This window comes from Amycolatopsis sp. H20-H5 (genome assembly GCF_035828755.1).
Taxonomy (GTDB): domain Bacteria; phylum Actinomycetota; class Actinomycetes; order Mycobacteriales; family Pseudonocardiaceae; genus Amycolatopsis.
Genome location: NZ_JAYMZS010000010.1, coordinates 36,610 through 57,081, shown reverse-complemented (window position 1 = coordinate 57,081; position 20,472 = coordinate 36,610). Strand labels below are relative to the sequence as shown.

Below are 20,472 nucleotides of genomic sequence, written 5' to 3'. Positions count from 1 at the left end.
CTTGATGCGCCTGTGGGTGTGGCTTCGGTTGATTGGTGTGTCATGAGTCTGACGGTCGATCCCAGCGCGAACTGGGTGTTCGTGATTATCGCGGGTGGGTTCTTCCCTCAGGGGGATGAGGACAAGCTTCGCGCTGCGGCCGATCAGTGGGATGACAAGGCCATGCAGGTCACTCTCGCGGTTCAGAATGTGGGTGTGGGTACCAATATTGTGCTGGGGGCTGTTGGCGGCTCGACTGGTGACGCGTTTCGTGATTATGTGCTTTCGCTGGGGCAGGGTGCTCCGGAGGTGGCGAAGCTCGCGTTGCAGATGGGTTTTCAGCTCCGCGATTTCGCGTTGAATACCGAGCACGGTAAGTACGAGATCATTATTCAGACGAATATTACCGCTGCTGATGTTGCTTGGGCGTTGGCGACTCCTTTTACGGCGCCGCTGGTTCCTGGTTTTTATTTGGCTGGCCGGGTCGCTGTTATGCAGATCCGGTCGAATTTCTATCGCAGGCTCGCTGAGACTTTGGGTACGAGGTTGACGGCGGGCCCGCGGTTCAGTTCGAAGATGTTCAAGGGTCTGGATGATTTCGTTCAGGCGGCGAAGCTGAAGATTGACGATCTCGGTCATGGTCCGAAGCCGCTTCCGGAGAAGCCGCCGGTCAAGCCGCCGGTGGAGAAGCCGCCGCCCCCGCTCCCGGAGAAGCCGCCAGTGTCCGAGGGGCCGAAGTCCCCGCATCCGGAGAAGCCGCCGGTTTCTGAGGGGCCCAAGTCTCCGGTTCCGGAGAAGCCGCCGGTCGGTGGGGAATCCAAGTCTCCACCGGTGACGTCCCGGCAGGCGTATCGTGACGGGAAGAGCGCGGCGCGTCAGACGAAGGAAGATTTCTATCACGGTTTGGGTGACAAGTACGGGCATAATCTTGTCAATACTGTGCGGTTTGTCGCCAAGGGTGTCAAGGAAGCCGCGGGGGAGAGTTTCGAGGAGATCGCGGAGGAGTTCGGTGCGGAGATTCCCCAGTTCATCAAGGGGGATCGTAAGAATCTGGATGAGCAGAATCTGATTGCTTCCGCGTGGTTGGGTGGCATGGCCGGTGTTGTGGGTTCGATTCTTCATGGGGTGTTGAAGAAGATCGATCCGAAGTTCGCGCATACCGCGGGTGCTGCCGGTTTGTCGGAAGCGATTGTTGAGATTGCGATCGGTGTTGCCGGCGCGATGGTTTATGGGGGTGGTTTTTCTGGGGTTTGGCAGGGCATGATCAATGGTGGCTTCGATGGCTTCGCTCTGCATCGTATTCATCAGTACACTCATCAGTTGGAGCATCGGTTCTCCGGGGACGTGCACACGCCGCATATCCCGGGCGGTGGTGCCCATGTGAGTGTCCCGCCGCCGATGGGTGTTCCGGGTCCGGCTGGGCAGCCGTCCGGTGGCCCGCTGAGCGGTGGGGTCGAGCAGTCGGTGCCGCAGCCGGTTGGTGGGCAGGTTTCCGCCGGAGGACTCAGTGGGGATCAGCAGGCCCCGCAGTCCGTGCAGAGTCAGAGTCAGGGGCAGCACGGCGGCGGTAACTTGTCGCCGCAGCCGACCGGCACCAACGCGTCCAGCGTGGTGCAGCCCCCCGCGACTGTGTCCGATCAGGGCAACGGCCAGGTGGGTAGTGCTCAGCCGTCCGGGAATTCGGCGACGGGTCAGCCGGGCAATAGCCAGGCAGGTAACAGCCAGCCGGTTAGTGGCCAGTCGTCACCGGGTCAGTCGGGTAACGGCCAGTCGCCCGGTAATTCCGCGACGGGATCGCAGAATGGCGGACGGACGTCAGCCCAGTCGGGTGGTGCGCAGCCGAACGCGCCGGTCGGGGCGCAGTCGTCTCAAGGCTCGACAGCGGGCTCGCAGAGTGGCGCGCAGTCGGGCCAGCAGACTGGTGGTCAGCCGGACGGCGTGAAGCCGGGTCAGACAGCTGGTGGCTCGTCCGGTGAACAGTCGACAGCTGCGCCAGTGGAGGCGCCTGCCACTGGCCTGCCGGAGGTCGGGCAGTCGGTGCCAGGCACTTCGGCGGAGGGGCCGGTCGTTCAGGAGGTCAGCACTCCTGAAGCCGGTGGTCAGGATGCCGGGCAGCAGACGGTGACCTCGCCGGTGTCCGATCTCGCGAATGGTCAGGATGCGGACTCCGCGCAGTCTTCGCCTGGCATTGGCCAGACTCAGCCCGGTGAGTCGAATTCCGGGCCTTCGCCGGAGTCGCCGACGAGTACGGAGGGTATCTCCAGCGACCTTGGCGGATCGAACCCGAACGCGGATTCCCATCTGGCGCCAGCAGGCGGCAACACTTCGGCGCAGCACGAATCCACCGGTTCGTTCGGTGGTCAGCCGTCCGCCGGGCAGCCGGCCAGTGGCCAGTCGTCTGGAAACCCCGCAACGGGAGCACAGAGTGGTGGACCGGCGCCAGGCCGATCCGTTGGTGGGCAGCAGGGTCAGCCGAATGGCGGTCAGTCGGGCGGGACGTCGGGCCAGCCGGCCAGCGGTTCGACCGCCGGGCAGTCGATCGACGTGCCGGTGGACGCGCCGCGCAACGAACTGCCGGGTCGCGAAAAGCAGACGGCGACCTCGCCGGTGTCCGATCCTTCGAGTGACCGGCACTCGGAGTCCGGGCCGTCCTCGCCCGACACCGACCAGTCGCAGAAGGCTGGTGACTCGTCCCGCCAACATCCCCTCGGCATGTCGGTAGAGGCGCCGGTCAAGGGACTCGCGGACCTGGAACAGCCGGTGGCCGCCCCGTCGACCGAATCCGATAGTGACAGTGATACCGACTATGCCGATTCGATCTTCTCCGACACGGAGTCGATCGAGTCGATGGATTCGGAATCGGTCCTTCCGGTGCGCTCCAAGGCGAGCTTCCACAATGATGCCGCGGGGAACGCCTTCCTGGAGAGCACGGAGCCGGGACGGCTCGTCATCGGGGTCAACCGGCACACCCGGGTGAACAAGACATCCTCGACAAACTGCATGCTGGCCACAGTGCAGGGCGCCAATGCCATCGAGTACGGGCGGCAGTTCACCTCCGGGCCCAGCGAAGCGAAGCCGTTGAAAGCCGTCGAGCAGTCCCTTGACGCAAAGTTCTCAGAGCCGTCGCACGACACCGACGAGGTCGCGCGCCACCTGCTGTCGCCCCAGAACGAGAATCGCCTGGCGCTTGTCACCAAGTCGGTGGACGGAGCAAACGGCCACGGGATCCTCGCGTATGTGGACGACGATGGCGTAGTCAACTTCTACGACGTGCCGGGGGGCACCTTCGCGGACGTGACTCCGATCGATCCTCGAACACCCATCGCAACTCTGCGCGAAAACGATGGCGGATACCGATTCTGGCCGGTGCCGCGGGGCATCGAACTCTCCACCGACTTCGCCGAACAGCAGTCGGACGAGGCACACCGGTCGGAGGGCAACCAGCAGCACGAGGTGCTGTTCGGTTCCCCTCCGATCACGACGAGTAGTAGGCCGTCGCCGCACGTGCCCGCTGATACCCAGCCCGGCGGCGAAACCGCCGACGAATCAAGGAAACGAAAGCAGGAGGACGATCCTGCTGACTTCGCCCCGCCGAGCACCCAGCTGAAGAAGCTCAAGCTCGATCTCAGGCACACCAACAGCGCGTTCGACGAGCTGACCTCGGATAGGCCCGAATCGGCGACGGTGACCCGGGACAACTACCTCGAGACGTTGACCACCCTCGTGGACAACAATCGGCAGCTGGCGTTCGTGGTGAACGCGATCCTTCCGGTCAACGATGTGGGCAGGATCGGCGAGGTGGTCGATTCGATCTTGGCTGGGGCTGAGGGGTTCGACGGCCGAGTCGGGTTCGTGTTCGGGGTCAACGCGCCGCGTGGGGAGAACGGCGAACAGGCCCTTCTGGACGCTTTGAACAACGTCCCGGGCATGATTAACGGAATCAGTAAACCAGTAGCGGTGGTGGGCCTCACCTTTGATTCCAAAGATGGTTTCCCCTACGGGACTGTGCGCAACGAAACGCTCGCCAGCGAACCGACAAAAGAACTTTCCGAGGCTTTTGTCGGAAAGAACATGCACCCGTACATCTCCGTCCAGGACTTCGACACCGGAGGACGTGGCGTTCCATCGGGGGCGCACGTTTTCAACCACTTCGAGAACAAGTTCAGTGTCGACGCGGATTTGTTCCCCGACGGCGATGGACGGCCGACGCGACCGCTGCTGTTCGTCGGTGGCTACCGGGCTGCCGGCGGCAGTCCGGAGTTCGCGGCGAAAGTGGCGGAGGACATGCGTATCAGGGACAGGCTGGCGGAGACGCACCCGTTGCTGCCGTACCCACCCGAGCCGAACCTGTTCTTCGACGCGCTTCCGGTGCTCGCCAACGACAACACCGTGCCCAAGGCGGAGCAGATCCGGTTCAGCCCCGGCGGTGGCGAAGCGGTGAACCTGGTCAAGACGATCGCCCGGTGGAACGGCCAGGAGTTGGCCGACACCTACCAGCCGGCGGCCGTCGAGGCCAGCAGCAGCCTGTCAGTGGAGCAACGTGCCGAACTCATCGCGGACCTGAACGAGTCGTTGGCGGCCTTCCGTGGTGGCGAGGATGTCAGCTCGCACAGGGAATTCAGCGAGCTGCTGGACACGGGCGGTGCTCTGCTGGCGGCTCACGTCCGGACCCACGCGCTGGACGTGGCCATGGGGGAGCCGAACCCGCGCCGCGGTGACCTGGTCGATCTGGCCAGTGCTGACCTGATGAGAATGGCTGACCGTGAGCGTGTGTCCAGCCTCGACGACTCGGGCCATGCTGACGTGCACGACGAACTGCACGATCGGGCGCGCGCGGACATCGCGGCTCGTGTCGACGGCGAATACCTGCTCTCCTTCGCCGACTCGGGTACGGAATCGCTGCGGGCGAACGCGGAGAACCTCAAGCACCCGATTCGGGGCAAGGCGTTCGATGCCGACTATGTCAACGCCGCGGTCGAGACCGACCTCGGACGGCTGGCCGAGGACTACGACGCTTCAGGAGTGCTGACGCAGTCACACGTGGCTCTCGACACGGTGCCCAACCGCTTCTTCGACGGCAGGGGGGCAAAGAAGGGCACTTTGCCCAAGGACTACCGTGCGGCGTACCCCCTCCTGAGCCACGAGGACCGGGAGCCGTTCCGGCCCCGCCCGGAGTCGTCCGCCTCCGGGCCCGTGAGCTGGAAGCCGCCTGCCACCAAACACGGGGAGTGGTTGGGCGGCAGGAAGCTCAACAAGCTGCACCCGGCGGTATCCACGCCGGTCGGTGACCATGGCCTGGTCGCGGGCATCCCTGCTCAGCACAAGCTCGTCGGCATGCACAACATCGTGACCGCTCGCGAAGACGTCGTCGTGAACCGGATACTCGCCTACGTCAACAACGAAGTTCTGCGCACCGGCGGGAACAACGTGGCCGGCGGCAGCCTCTACCACGGCGTCGCCGACGCACTCGGCGACGGGGTGGACGCGAACCAGCTGCGGCAGGACGTGATCGACACCGCGATGCAGGTCGGCCGGCCCGAACCAGGCAGTCTGACCAAGCCAGGCGCGGTCAAAGACCACAAGGACCCGTACGGGATCGGTGTGCACATCGCGACGCACCCCTCACACGATGGTCATCTGTACAACGCCTTCCTGCAAAAAGACCCGGTGATCGACCGGGACGTGGCTGTGCCGGAGAACGTGACGGAGAACGGGGAAGCCACCAACGCGTTGCGAACCGTCGGCCGGTTCGTCGCTACCCACATCGGCACCAACCTGGTGATACACACGCCCGATGCCGGGCCGGTGCGGCTGGAACCGTTCGGTGCTCCCGTCACCGGAGAACTGCACGTCGACGAAGTCGTTGAGAACGGCAAGCACACGTTCCGGCCGCATCGGCCGGAGGTCGATCGGCCCAGCGGCCACGGTGAACAGTCGAACGTGGTGTCCGCGGAGTCCTTTGTGGATGAACCAGCCGGGCGTGCGGCGGCTGCGGACAAGCATTTCGCGTACGGACCGGGAATCAACCAGAACCAGTTCACCAAGGGGTACGCCGAGAACTGTTTGGCGCGAGCCATTCAGGAATTGAACGCCGATTCGAGTCCTGAGCAGGCTGATGAGTTCGTGGCCGGCCCGAGTGGGCCGGTGCACCGCGATCGGGTGCCGGAGTCGGGCCTGCCGCCGATGGCGAAGCAGGAACGCGGTTATGAGAGCGTGCGGGTGCGGGTGGCGGGTGGGGCCGGTCGTCGTGGGCTGGTGTACGCCGACTTCGGTGGTGGAAAGGGGCACTTCTTCAGCGTTTTCGAGCGTGGCGGGGAGGTGGTGGGTTCTCAGGGAGAGAAGGGGGATCAGTTGTGGTCGGGTTCCCCGGTGGAGGTGTGGTTCTCGCCGTACACGTCCAACGACGTCCTGACGCCGGTGTATTCCCCCGCGGGCAGCAGGCCAGACCTCACGAACGTCGGCGGCACCGAGCCGACCGGCTGGGGTACGGGGCCATCGCGAAAGCAGGGTGCGGACCCACGGCGAAATCCCGTTTCGGCGCCGCCCAAAGACAAGCAGGACCGGGCGCTGGAAAGTGAGGCGCGATCGCTGGGAGTAAGTCCGGAACAATTCGCGGAATTCAAGAAACTGGCCCCGGCGGCGGAGCGTCACCCGGCGGTCGTGCGCAACATAGCGGAACGTCTAGGAACCAGGCCTCGGCATCTGATCGCCCTGTCGGTGGCGTTCGGGGTAGGGCCCGCGGAGTTCACTCAGGTGGCGAGGGACATGCGGCTGGCGGACCCGAAGCCATTTTTCAAACTGGTGCGGACGCTGTCAGGGACGCTGGCCCACCCGCGACAGTTGTTGATACTGGGCCCGCACCTGGCGCGGGTGCTTAATGAAGCTGGGGATGACGCCGCTGAGTTGAGCGGAGCGGATTTGGCTACCAGGTTGCGAGAGGATCTGCGTCGCTATGGCGTGCGGACGAATCGCGACCTCGGCTACCTGGCCGGGTTGGCCGATCGGATGGATTGGGGTCAGAAGGACCTGTCGCTGCTTGAATCGTTCAGCAGCAACGCGGTGCCGTTGGAATTGTTGCACGATCTGCCGCCCGCTCTCGCGCGTGAGTATCTCGGTCGAATGCAGGCGGTGGCCGTACTGACCAGTGCCGCTGATCCCTACTTCGACGCGCTGGCAACGAATTTGGGCTTGCCCGATGGTGTCGTGGTGCGAGAGTTGGCCCTCCAGTTGGGACTGTCGCGGCCGGAGACCTTGGTGCTGTTGCGTGCAGATCTCGGCCGGGTGGCGGGTATCGACAGGCTCGGCGGGGACGCGGGTTCCGCGGACTACGCATCGCGAGTTATCGCGTGGCTGACCGCGGATATGGCGAGCCGTGGTGACAACCTGAGTACTCAGGTGGACGCCATGCGCGACCCCTCGAACTCGGATACCCTAGCTCGGTCTTTCGCCGTTGAGCTTCGGCAGAGTGAATTCTTCTTGCAGCATTTCGCACAGGATTTGGGCCTGCCGAACGGTGCTGTGGTGCGAGAGGTGGCCAAGCGGCTGGGGGTGGAGCGGACCGGGCAGTTGGTGGCGTTACACGATGATTTCCAACGGGCTGTGGCGCGGCCGGGCGTTGTCACTGGAGACGCCAGTGGTGACGCGAACCGGATCGTGGAGGAGATCAGGAAGGACCTGGCCGGGCTGGGTGCGGATCTGAATCGTTACGTGCAAATAAGTACCCGGCTGGGTTTCCCGGCGCAGATTCTGGCAGGGCTGGCGCAGCGGAGTGCGCATTTCCGTTCGCTGGCCGCGGAGTTCCTCGCGGCTTCGTCCGAGCTCAAGGTCAGTGACAGCGCGATCAAATATGTGGGCCTGTTGCGTGACTACCGGATTCTGCGAGCCCGGGACACAACTGTCAGGCCGTACGATATCCGAACTCAGGTGGACATCGACCCGGACGCTCATGAGGTCGTCAACGAACTGCGGGATTGGGATGAGAATCGGCCGGGGCGGTTCCTTATTCTCGGTGACGCTGATACCGAAGGAGTAGTCAAGGAACTGCTCATGGAGCCGAACTCCGCTCAGCCGCCTGTCTACCAGGAGACGAGTGATGCCCCGGTCGGCGTAGGCCGGGTGGCCGCCATCGACTGGAATGACTTGCCTTACCGGTCCCAGGAGTCGGTGGAGTACTGGTCGAAGCGGCTGGAAATCAGCCGCGAGCGATTCGCCGGGCTGGCGAAGTCCCCGTGGTTCATGCCGAGGCGGGTGGAAAAGCTGGTTCGCGCAGGCGTGCCGGTCAATGAGGCGCTGCGGGTAAGCGAGCGGCTCGGGCGGGTTCCGGTGGAGGTGCCGGGATTGGCTGTCCAGCTCGGAGTCGGCGTGCGGTACCTCATGGACCTCGCCAACGAGCTGGCGATCGATCCGCGGTACCTGGATTGGCTGGGGGGTGTCCTCGGCTCGGCGGACTATGGCCAGGAGAAGGTGAGCGCGGGCGCGCTCGCCGAGTACTTGCGCGGCCATGCCAGCGCCCATTTCAGTGTGCACGTGAACGAGACGGTGCGCCCGAGGTGGATTGTCTGGCTGTTCAGTCAGGCGGCGCACGAGCTGGACTCCCGCGAGGCGGACCGGTGGATGAGCGGCTGGTGGGCGGAGAAGGTCCCCAGGATGGATCCGTCCACCGTACTGAGGGATGCCGCCAGGGCTCCGTGGTTCCACTATGGCAGCGCTTTGAAGCTACTGTCCGAACTGCGCGTCGCGCCCACGGTCGGGAACTTTCGGGAATTGCGGGGTCTCAGTTTCTCGCTTGGCCGCCTGCCCAGCGATATTCGGGATGTCGCGGCGCAGGCCGGAGTACCCGCCGACCGGCTCTTCCACCTGGCTGCCCGGCTTGGCGCCGCACCGCACGGGCTGCTGCCGTTCAAGAGCCTGGTCAGAAGCCTGAAAGGCGACGGAACGTGGTCAGGGGCCGATCGCAAGAGCCGTAAGGCGGCCGAGAAGCTGGTCGATGATCTGGCCAAGGCTTTGGGGCCGCGGTGGAGCGGGACCAGGGTGTTCGAGTTCATCGGGGACCGGAAGCCGTCCACCAGCGAACTGGCCGATCAGGACTTCCTGCTTCGCTCGGCGAGGGAATGGGACGGCGAAGTCGAGGAATCCGCGCCCCCTTCCCCGGCACGGTCTTGGCAGGAGCTGGCCGACCTGGACGTGCTGCGCGGGAGGGACTGGTTCAATCAGGAGCAGTTTGACCGGCTGGTCGGGATACTGGGAGCCGAGCACGAGCGGGCGATCATCGACCTCAGCCTCCAACTCGGCCGGATCCCCTACGACCTTCCCGCGGTGGCCAACGCGGGCCGGATGCGGATGCAGGCGTTGAGCCCGCAGCAGATGCTCGACGCGGCAGTGCGGCTGAAGGCGGAACCACGTGACATCCGGGCGTTCTTGCTGTCGGAGTACGTGACGGTCAAGTCCGAGTCCGGTTCGCGGGCTTTGGTGGATGCGGTCGTGGCGCGGTATCCGGCGTGGGTGTCGCGCCAGCGTGCGCGGTTGCAGATGAACAACTCGGAGTCGATCGCGGGCGTGTTCCGCACCTTGGCAGAGGATGGGCAGACGTTTGCCGACCTGCCTGGCGACGACAGCGAGGCAGCGCAGTGGCTGGCGCGGGTTCGGGTGGCCGATGAGTTCGGCTTGACCGTTGCGCAGGTCGAGGCGGATGAGCGTGATGCGCCGTGGCTGGCATACCCGGAGTTGTCCGAACTGCAGATCGATCTGGGGCTCGAGGACACGGCGGAGAACTTCCGTGACTTGCGGGAGTTCAGTCTTCGAATCGGCCGTATGCCCGATAGTCTTCCGCAGCTGGCCGCCGCCGCTGGAATCACCGATGTCGCCGCTTTCTACCGGGTGGCGCAGTCACTGGGAGCGGAGCCCAGCGGGTTGCTGCCGTTCACGGGGCTGATCGGGGAGCTCAGGAACAGTTCCGGTGACGATACCATCGACCAGGAGCAGTCCCAGGTCCTCGCGAAGGCCCGCTTCCTTGCCGGGCGGCTAGGGTGGACCGAACGTGAGATGTTCCGGTTCATCGGTGACCGTCAGCCCAGTGAGCAAGACCTGGCGGAGGCGCGTGATTTCGCCAGGGGCTGGCACCCGTGGCGACAACAGGGCAACGCGTTTTACCGGGACGCGCAAGCTTGGGCGACGACCCACGACGTCCGGCCGGACTATCTGCGGATGGCGTGGGCCGTGGACTGGAACGAGTTCGGCGTCATGCGCCACGACCCAGCGGCCAGCCAGGACGGCTTGCGACAGGCAGTTGATTCGCTGGGGATCGACCGGTTGCCAGAAATTATGGTGTTGACCCGCATAACAGGCCGGGTGCCGGGTGATATCGGTGCCGTGGCCGGTGAGATCGGTGTGGACGACGCTGAGCTGTTCGATGTGGTGTCGCGGCTGAGGGTGGATCCCGCCGATGTGGCGGCGTTCGTACACTCCGCCGGTGATTCGGTGCTGGGTTCGGACGGTGTCGTGAATCTGAGGAAGGTCACGGACGGCTACCCGACGTGGGACGCGCGTCAGCGCGAGCGGTTGGGATTGACGGCCAATGATTCGGTCGCGGAGGTTTTCCGGCATCTGCGGCGTGAGGACGGCGACCGGACGTTCGCGTCGTTGGACGCGGAGTCGGACAGTGCCGCGCGGGAAGAAGTCGATGGTGTGCGGGCGAGACTGGCGACGGGGGTGCGTCAGCGGTGGTCGGGTCGTTTCGGTCTGACCGCCGAGATGATCGATCAGGACCGGTCCGACTCGCCATGGGTGGACTACCGCCGGATCGTCGTTGCTGCCTCCGTTTCAGAGGTGGCACCCGCCACTGAGGACGTTGAGGACCTGCTCAGGATCAGTCGTGCGATGCGGCGGGTTCCGGACGGCATCGAAGAAACGGCCGTGCGGGTGGGTGTCTCGGTGCGGCTCGTCCAAACCTTGGTGGGCGGTCTGATCATCGATCCGCGGGCGCTGGTGGCGTTCAAGGATCTGGTGAGTACGGCTCACGGTCTCTTCGACAGCAGCGGCCTTACCACGGATCGGTACACGGAGCTCGAAAACGCCATCCAGAACCGAGTCAGGGTGTTGCGTGACTGGTTGGGCTGGGAGTACGTACTGGACGTGCACCGGTTCCTGACCGCGGTGCGGCCGTCGCCGGAGCGGGTGGTGGAGTGGTTGGGCAGCGGCGGGCAGTTGGCGCGGGACAGCGGGATGCCGGTCGATGAGCTGTTCAGGGTGGCTTCGCGGTTGGGCGCCGATCCGGCAGACGTGGCGAAGTTCGTGCGCTCGAATGCTTCTTTGGTGGAAAATGTCCGCGGAAAGGCCGACCCGGCGAAGGTCGAGGCCGAGTACTCGGGGCGGGTGCAGCGGTTGCGCGAGCATTTGGGATTGGTAGGGGAGGAGTCGATCGACGCCGTCGCCGACTTCCTGCGTGAACAGTCGCAGTCCGTGACGCTCGCCTCACTGAACCGGCAGCCCCAGGCCCGAGCACGACGCTTCATCAGCCTGGCCCGGAGCAGAACCAAGCTAGGCGCCGTCGGGCAATCGGTGCCTGCCGACGCCGAGGTGCGCAGCCAGTTGGACGCACTGGACTTGGCGGATACGCCGCGCCATGTCCGCCAGCTGCGCGCGTACAGCGCCAGCATCGGGCGGGTTCCCACGGACCTCCCACAGGTGGCGGCGGAACTGGGGGTCAGCACCCTCCGGCTTTTCCGGCTCGCTTCGATGATGAACGTCGAGCCGGGGCATCTGCGGCCGTTCACAGATTTGGTCGACAGCCTCAAACAGCGTGACCTGGATCAGGACGCGCAGGACCGTGCCGAGGTATTGGTCGCCGATCTGGCTGGGTGGCTGGGTTGGCGGGAAAGGGACGTGTACAGGTTCCTTGACGAAGAGCGGCCCTCGCCGGAGGCGATGAAGGAGGCGGGAGAATTCGCCAATAGGGTGCAGCCGTGGGCGCAGCCGCAAGGGCGGCGAGCGCGCGGGAATGGGAACTCGCTCATGGTGGCGGCTCAGCAATGGGCGACCCGCAATGATGTCCGGCCGGATTATGTGGCTGTCGCGGCAGCCAAGGGTGATTTCAAGGACATGCTGGGCCAATGGTGGATTGATCGCACTGAGGTGACGCGGGCGGTTGACGCGATCGGCATCAAGTCCTTGGACAGCTTGTTGGACCTGGCCCAGTTGACGGGGCGAGTGCCGGGTGATATCCGCATTGTGGCCGATGAGATTCGGATGCGGCCGGTAGATCTGCTCAGCGTTGCCCGTCAGTGGACGGCGGATCCGAGCGATATAGCCGCGTTTGTGCGTTCCGCGGGTGATTCGGTGCGGAACCCTGATGACAGTGCGAATGTCGACCAGATCGAGGCAGAGTACCCGGCGTGGGCCGAAGGGCTGCGGAGCCATCTTCAGTTGTCGGCGAATGAGTCGATCGCGGCTGTGGAGGAGTTCTTGCGTGACCAAGGCCGGACGGTCGCGGAGGTGGAGGCGATGTCGACCGGGGACGCGCGGGCCTTCGTCCAGCCGGTGCGGTCGCGGTTGACGGAGTTGGTGCTGCAGCGCTGGGGCGCCAGGATGGCCCTGGACGCCGAGACGATCGCCCGGGATTCCGCCGAATCGCCGTGGCTGGACTACAGCCAGGTGATGGTGGGTCTGTCTCGTTCCGGGCTTCCCTCGTTGCGGCAGGAGTTCCGGGCGTTGCGTTCGATCAGCGCGGAAGTTGGCCGGGTGCCGATGGATCTGGCGAACCGGGCGACGGATCTGGGCGTCAAGACAGAGATCGTGTACCACCTGATCACCCACCTGAAGATCGATCCGCGCGCGCTGGTGTCATTCGGTGCACTTATCAGGTCCCAAGTCCAAGACGATTTGATGACAAAGTACGGGACGCTGGAAGCACCGTTCTGGCACTTGGTGGAAAATATCAATTCGCTGGCCGACGAAATAGCGGACCGGTACGGGTGGACGCGTGCCGAGGTGTTCCGCTTCCTGGCCGCTGAGCAGCCTTCAGCGACTGAACTGGCTAGCCTGCAGGTGACGAGCGATCGGGTGCGGGAGTGGGCTGAGAAGAACGGACTGCCACCGGACTATGTGTCTGAGGCAGGTACGGCGTTATCGCGCCTGCCCGACGAATCGTGGTTCAAGCGCAGCGACTTGCGACATGCCGTGGATACGCTCGGGCGTGCGCACGTGCGGCCGATCTTGGGGCTGGCACAGGTGATCCGTCGCGTGCCTGGTGATGTGGGCGGGCTGGCGGACAAGATCGGCATGGACGCGTACAAGTTGTTCGCGGGTGCGGTGCGGTTGGTGGTGGATCCCCAGGATATCGCGGCCTTCGTGCAGTCGGTGGACGTGGCGCGGGATGGGCAGGGGAAGGTCGATCTGGCGAGTGTGGTGCGGCTGTATCCGGGGTGGGCGGCCCGGCAGCGCGACCGGCTCGGTTTGCCGGAGCACGGATCGCTGGCTGTGGTGTTCGATCATCTGCAGTCCACTGGAGGCCGGACGTTCGTGGATCTTGACCAGATCACGGACGACCACGATGCGGCGTTGACGCTCCAGCCCATTCGGGACTCCGTGCGGGAGGAGGCGGACCGTGTCGAAGCGGGGACGCCGTTCGCCACGGAGTTCGCGAAGACCGGGTATCGGGATCTCGTGTTTCCCGCGCTGGTTCACGTCAACCCGAACTTTGGTAGGCCTGGTTATACCGAGAACTGTGGTCCCGCGTTGGTGGCTACGCACAATGCGTGGAAGGCGTCGCGGGAGGATGCACCGCGTCAGTCCGAGGCGGTCTCGACGACCGGTCCGGTGCGGACGGCCGCGGTGGAGGCTGTTGTCGGGGGAATGTATTTGCCGATGCCAGGCGGGTACGACGCTGTTCGGCGATTCATGCAAGCGGAATCACCAGTCAGCCAAGGCTCATTGATGCCGGTGCCCGGCGAGGATGGTGTTGGCCATCCGATCAACGTGGTGCACGATCCGCGGACAGGCCTGGTCGAATTCTTCGACGGTACGACCGGCGAGTGGCTCGATCTGCAAGGGTCCGACGTCAAATTGTGGTTCACGCCGCACCGGGACGAATTCCTCTCGCCGGGCGGAAGCCGCGAGCAGCTTCTCCGGCCACCCGACAACGCCGCCGATGACCCGCGACCGGACCTGGTGGGAAGGCCGCCCTCGCGTTACCAGGGGACTGACAGCGCGGGGCGCGCGATCTCGTTCAAGCGGGACGCATTAGACGTCGAGGTATTTGAGCGTAACAGGCGTGGCGCGGCCCCCATGAATTTGATCTCCTTCCAGTCGGATGCGGACGGGATGCGCGACTGGCTGGACGGTGTACGCGGTGACGTGATTTCCCTTGTGCGCACGGTTCCTGGCGAGACAGCGACCAGTGCCATCGCGCGGCCGGGCTCTATTGTTGGCCTGAAATTGGACGGCGCGCAGATCGTGGCGATCGACGCCAGGCGGGATCAGAAGTACGCGGTACAAGTCATTCGTGATGGAAGATCTCGCCAGGTCTGGCTGGACAGGGAGACGGCCGCGGTTATCCTCAGCAAAAGGCGAGAAGTCAGGGAAAACGAACAGGTATTGCTGCTGGTGACAGGCGATAATCTCCCCGATGCCGCCAGAGAACTTGCTGCCAAGTTGGTCGAAGTCAAACCCGAATTGACGGTGTACACCGGCAACGGGCCGATGGTGATGATGCCCAGCGGGCACCTGGTAGTGCTGGACAATTCCGGATTCCTGACCGTGCAGATGGTGCGCGACGTGCACAGGAACCGTGATCAGCGGTTCGTGGAAATGAAGTCCTGGGATGACGCCCGCTTTTCGTTGACTGAACTCGAGGAAATCGATCGGCGCGAAATGGCTGCCCGTCGGCGGGAAGTGCCCAATCCGCGGCGGGCTGAGGCGGGGCAGTCCGGTGGCAGTGCGTCGCAGCCGGTGCCGCCGCGTGCGCCCACGCCTCCGCCTGCGGCTCAGTCTGCGCCTCGAACTCGGCCGGGCACGCGGTCGTCAGGCCGGCCGGCCGGCCCCGTGCCAGAAGCGTCTCGCCCCGCCATGCGTTACCGGGGAACGGATGACGCAGGGTACGAGATCTCGTTCCGGCCGGAGGAAACGCGCCACGAGGTGTTTAATCACAGGGTGCCCGGTATGGCCGGCCTGAATTTGATTTCCTTTCAGTCGGACGTGACCAGGACGCGTGACTGGGTGGAAAGTACTGTCGACGGCATTATCCGATTTGCGCGCACGGTTCCTCGCGAGTCGGCGATCAGCGCTATGAATAACAGATTTACGCGGCCGGACTCCGTGGATGCCTTGGAATTGGTCGGTACGCCGGCCGTGACGATCGACGCCAGAGGGAACAAGTACGCGGTGCAAATCGGCGAGGAAAGAGGATCTCGCCAGGTTTGGGTGGACAAGGAGACCGCCGCGCTGATCCTGAGCAGGATTCCGCAGGTCGGGGATAGCACGGCGCTGTTGCTGCTGGTAACGGGCGACGATCTTCGTGGTGTCGCCAAGCAGCTCGCGTCCAAGCTGGTCGAAATCGATCCCCAATTGACGGTGTACACCGGTAATGGGCCGATGGTGATGATGCCTGGCGGGCACGTCACTGTGCTGGACAACGCCGGATTGCTGACCGTACGGATGCCGCGCGGCGAGGGCGGAAGCCGTCACCAGCGGTTAGTGGAAACGACGCCTTGGTACAATACTCGTTTCACCCAAGCCCAGCTCAAGGAAATCGGTCGGCGCGAAGTGGAGGCCCGTCGGCGGGAAGCGCCTAATCCGCCGCGGCGCGAGGCGGGGCCGTCCGGTGGCGGTACGTCGCGGCCGGTGCCGGTGTCCGGGTCGCGTAGGAATTCCCGTGGGCCTGGGCCTGCGCCTCAATCTCGGCCGGTGCCTCCGCGTGCGCCGACGCCTCCGCCCGCGGCCCGGCCTGCGCCGCAGTCTGTGCCGCGACCCGCGCCTGCCCCCGGCGCGCGTCCGGCACCGGAAAGGTCTCCGGCGGAGGACCCGTACGAGGTGTTGGGCGTTCCCCTTGATGCGCAGTTGCACCATATCGAACGGGCGCATTGGCGGCTTTGGAATGGAACCTTGGACGATTCGGAGCGTCAGCGGTTCCAAAAGGCGTTCGATCAGCTGTCCAAGATTTTCGGTGACAGGAGCCGCCAGGATGCGGAGCCGTCCGGTACTCGGCCGGATCCCACGCCGGAGGCGTCTGGTCCGACGCCCGCGCCGGGTCGTTCTGGTGGGGGTGGGCAGGCGAAGTCTCGGCCGCGGCAGCCGAGTGGGGAGTCGTCAGCTCAGCAGGGGAACGAGACCACTTCGGCACAGCAGGGTAAACCGGGCTCGTTGAAGGAGCAGTTCAGGAATCCGGAGGACTACTACGCGGTACTGGGCCTCGAATCGACTGCGGACCCGATTGAGATCAAGAAGGCGTTCCGAAAGCTAGCTTTGAAGTTGCATCCGGACAAGTTTTCGTTGGAACTGGGTATCGAAAAGGGGGTTGCCGCCGAGTACTTCCAATTTGCCAGCACCGCCCACGAAGTTTTGTCGGATCCTTTCACAAAGACGCGGTACGACGGCAACCGTAAACTGGCAGAGATGCGAGCGCAGATGCGGCCGCAGGCGTCGGGTAGTCGCCGAGGCGGGCGCCCCGGTGCGGACCGTGGCGGCAAGGGCGGGCGCAGTGGCCGGAGCTCGAATCGGTGGTATGACTCGTTCGGTTTTGGTGGTGCGTCGGTAGGTTCGCAGACGTCGGCGTCCGGGCCGCGGCCTGGTGTGGTCTCGGCTGAGACCTTTGTGGACGATCCGGCCGCCGAGCAGGCCTTTCTGGACGAGAAATTCGCACACGGACAGGGGATCAACCGGGACAACTACGTCGCGGGGACTCCAGGGCACGACACGAATTGTCTGGCGTCGTCGATTCAGATGTTGAAGGCGGATAGTGATCGGGCGACCGTATTCGTGGCAGGTCCGAGTGGGGTGGTGCATCGAACTCAGGTGCCGGAGACCGGCTTGCCGCCGATGGAGTTGCAAGAGCAGGGATATGTCGATGTGGAGGATTATGTAAGGAGCAGGGACACCGACGGTGCGCATGGACTGGTGTTCGCGGAGTTCGGCAAGCTGGGTGGCCATTTCTTCACTGTGCACAAGCTCGGTGACAAGGTGGTCTACTACGATCCGGAGGCGCACCGGATAGAGTGGTTGGGGACTCCGGCGGAGGTGTGGTTCTCGCCGGTGACGTCGGACATGGTTCTGGCGCCGGTGTACACACCGGTCGGCAGCCGTACCCTGAGCGCGACGGAACACCCGGACGCCGTCGAAGACGACCGGGATGAACCGCCACTGGGCGGCCGCGGTATCGAGGTTCTGTTCGACACGGGACGTACGCTTCCGCTGAGTATGCACAGTCGTGACTTGGAGGACGCCGAGGATCCGGCGAACGAGAGCCGCTGGATGGTGCCCGACGGTGCCGAGTTGGAACGCTTAGCTGAACGTATGGCCAAACCGCGCGATCCCGGCTCGCCGAATGACGAGCCGGACTGGGATAAACTGACTGCTGCGCAGTCGTGGGCGCTGGAGGCTGCGCGACTTCGTGGCGAGCAGTTCAATCAGCGCGACCGCAACAATGCCGTTGCCCGAATACGCACACTCAACAACTACGTGGGTGTGAACTACCCGACTGACAAGGCCACGCGAGCCGAGATCGCCGAAAAGGCGCACGAGAAGCTCAAATCTTGGCCCACCGTCACCAACCTGTTCCCGAACCGGCTGGTGCCTGACGGCAACGGTGGCCACATCCCGCTGATGCGACTGCTCTCTGACGGGCAGCCGATCCGGAATCTGTGGGAAACGGGTGTTTCGCAGGGCTCCACGGACGTCAGCGAACGTGCCAAGGCGGAGGGGTTGTTTGGTTACTCCTCCGCCTTCCAGAGCGGCGACGGCACGACCGTGTCGGACCCGGCCGCGATGCCACGCTACAGCGCGCTGATCCCACCAAGCCGGATGGAAGGTTCTGCTATCCAGTACGGCACCGTCGTGCTGCACTGGAACCCTGACGTCCGTACTCGCACTACGTTCACGCCTGGGGACTCGGTGGGCGTGAAAGCGGATACGAACGCTGTTACTTACACCGACAACAAGCATTTGTACCCGTTGCTCGCCTATGGCCACGAGGAGTTGTTCCGGCACCTCGTCGCCGAAGCCACCGACTACGAATTCGATCCCGTGCTGAAGGATGCCCCTGGCCCGAGCACACACGATTTCCTGGAAGGGCAGATCCACGGCCCCCTTGACCTTTCCTACGTGGAAAAGGTGGTAGTCAGCTGGGGGCAGGCTGAGGCAGGTAGCGAGCAGCGGCCCGGCCTCACTCGCGCGGAGGCCGAACAGTTGGTCGCGGACCTGCGTGCCGCGCGCCCAGAGCTGAACGTCGAGCTGGGCAGGGAAATCGGCGAGCCCGGTCACGCCGACCAGGCCGAGCGGAATCGCGTGCGGGAGCTGTACGGCCTGGAGGCGGACAGGGACCTGGACGAGCGGGACCTGGAGGTGGCCCGCGAACTGGATCGGCTGGTGGGCGGTGGCCCGTTCGCGGGTCACGCCACCCGCGAGGACCTGATCCCGCTGCTGACCGGCAACGGTTCGAACCCGGATCCCGAGGCGGCGACCCCCACGCCGCGGAAGCTCTTCGACGACGCCAAGCAGCACGGTGTCGGCTCGCTGGAGTTGCCCGGCCGCGTGGATGGCACGTCTGAGCCTGAGATGCGAAGTGACCCCGCGACTCAGAACCACGACGACAGCGCGAGCGTCGAGAGCCACGACGACGCGCCGGTGGAGCACCAGGTTCAGACTGAGGTCACCGAAAACGACACCATCGCTACTGAGACCGCGAGCACCGAACCCGCCCCACAACGTTGGTGGCGGCGCCTCCCGCGCTACCTGCTCCGCAACCGGGGCGGTTTCGGTGCGGGGACGCAGCTCGCCGGAACCAAGGGCGCCGACCGGGTGGTCGACGCGGCCAAGAGCCTGGTGACCGGCAAGGCGGACGCCTCGGACGTCCGCGCACTACGGCACGCCGTGGAGAACGAACTCGAGTCGTTCCGCGGCGACGGCCGGGAAATGAGCATCGACGGGAAACGCGTACTGGTCCGCGCCGAGGTGCACTTGTCGGCCGCCGAGCCGGTCGACGCGAATGCGCCGACGGGTTCGGCCGAGACCGAGCAGACGCGGGAGTCCCACGGCGGCGCTTCGGCCGACCGCAGCCCGCTGGCGAGGTTCTTCTTCTTCGTCCCGATGATCCCCGGCGTTTTCCTCAGCGGCTCAGGTCGCGTTTCGACGGCTCCCACCGTATCCAGCAGCGACTCGCGCAAGAACTCGCGGAAAGTGCGGATCGGCGTTTCGCTCCCGGCGAAGCCGAAGAGCGACACCGGCTTCCAGGGGATGCGGGTGGTGCGCGCTCCGGTCACCTTCACCGTCGTGCGTCTTGACAGCTCCGGGAACCCGACCGGCCACGAAGTCAAGGTCGGCCAGGCCTTCCGCCCCGGGGACACCCCGGTCTCGGTCGAGTTGAGCGTGCCCATCGGGTTGAGTAACACCGGGCGCGAAGTGCCGATGCCGTCGACGCTGCCCACGTTCGTGGTGGAACACGCCGACCCCCGCGACAACGTCCGCGGCCGGTACCACGGCAAGCCGTTGCGCCAGCGCGATTCTCGGGCGGATGGCCGGTTCGAGCAGGTCTCCGCGCACGTCGGCCCGCTGGACAAGGACTCACTCGGTGTCCTGCGGAAGTTCGTGAGCGACGCCAACGTCGAGGAACGCTTGCCGGAGATGGCCGTGACGCCGGCCCAGGCCGCGACGGGCGCGGGCTGGGTGTCTTCGAACGAGCTGGCGCTGCGGGGCAATCCCATCAAGCAGCTGCTGGTGAAGAGGAATCCCTTCAAACAACTGCTGAGCGACAAGGGCAGGCGCGTCCAAATGCGCGCTGTCGCGCGGCGGGTCATCTACGTCGAGACCATCGAGGGTGCGGAGTACGAGGAGGTGACGACGAAGCTCGGCACGGGCAACAGCCTCAATACGGCCTCGCACAACGCGAACTTCTCGCTCTCCGCCGGTCCGGGAGCCGACGTCGGCATAGTCGCGGTCGGCGTCGGCGGCATCGTGTCCGCTGGCCACGGCCGCAGTCACGAACAGGGCTACAACCGCGAAACGGGAGCCGAGACCACCCGTTCCGGCACTGTCTCGCTGGTGCGCAGCCGCGTCCTCTATGACCTGCAGGTCCGCAAAGCGGGGCACTCGCCGGTCACCTTCGCCAGCGCCGTGAACGCTTACCAATGGTCGAGGTCCGAAGACGCGGCCCGCGCCGGAATCGACGCCAACGCGGTGACGGACAAGGCTCCCACGCGCCAGGAGGTGGTGGATGCCGCGACTTCGGCGGCCTTGCAGCTGGACGAGGCGGCCGAGCTGCTGAGCAAGGTCGTGCGGGATTCCACGGCG

1 protein-coding gene (only partly in view) is annotated in these 20,472 nt (G+C 65.0%); it reads left to right on the top strand.

The window, feature by feature from the left end; all coding sequences use genetic code 11:
* Positions 1 to 42: 42 nt before the first annotated feature.
* Positions 43 to 20,472, top strand: the 5' portion of a protein-coding gene (locus QMK34_RS07940; protein ID WP_326413036.1) for a DnaJ domain-containing protein. It continues 12,483 nt past the right edge of the window; 20,430 of the gene's 32,913 nt are visible here — the first part of the coding sequence; its start codon is at positions 43 to 45; its stop codon lies beyond the right edge, outside the window.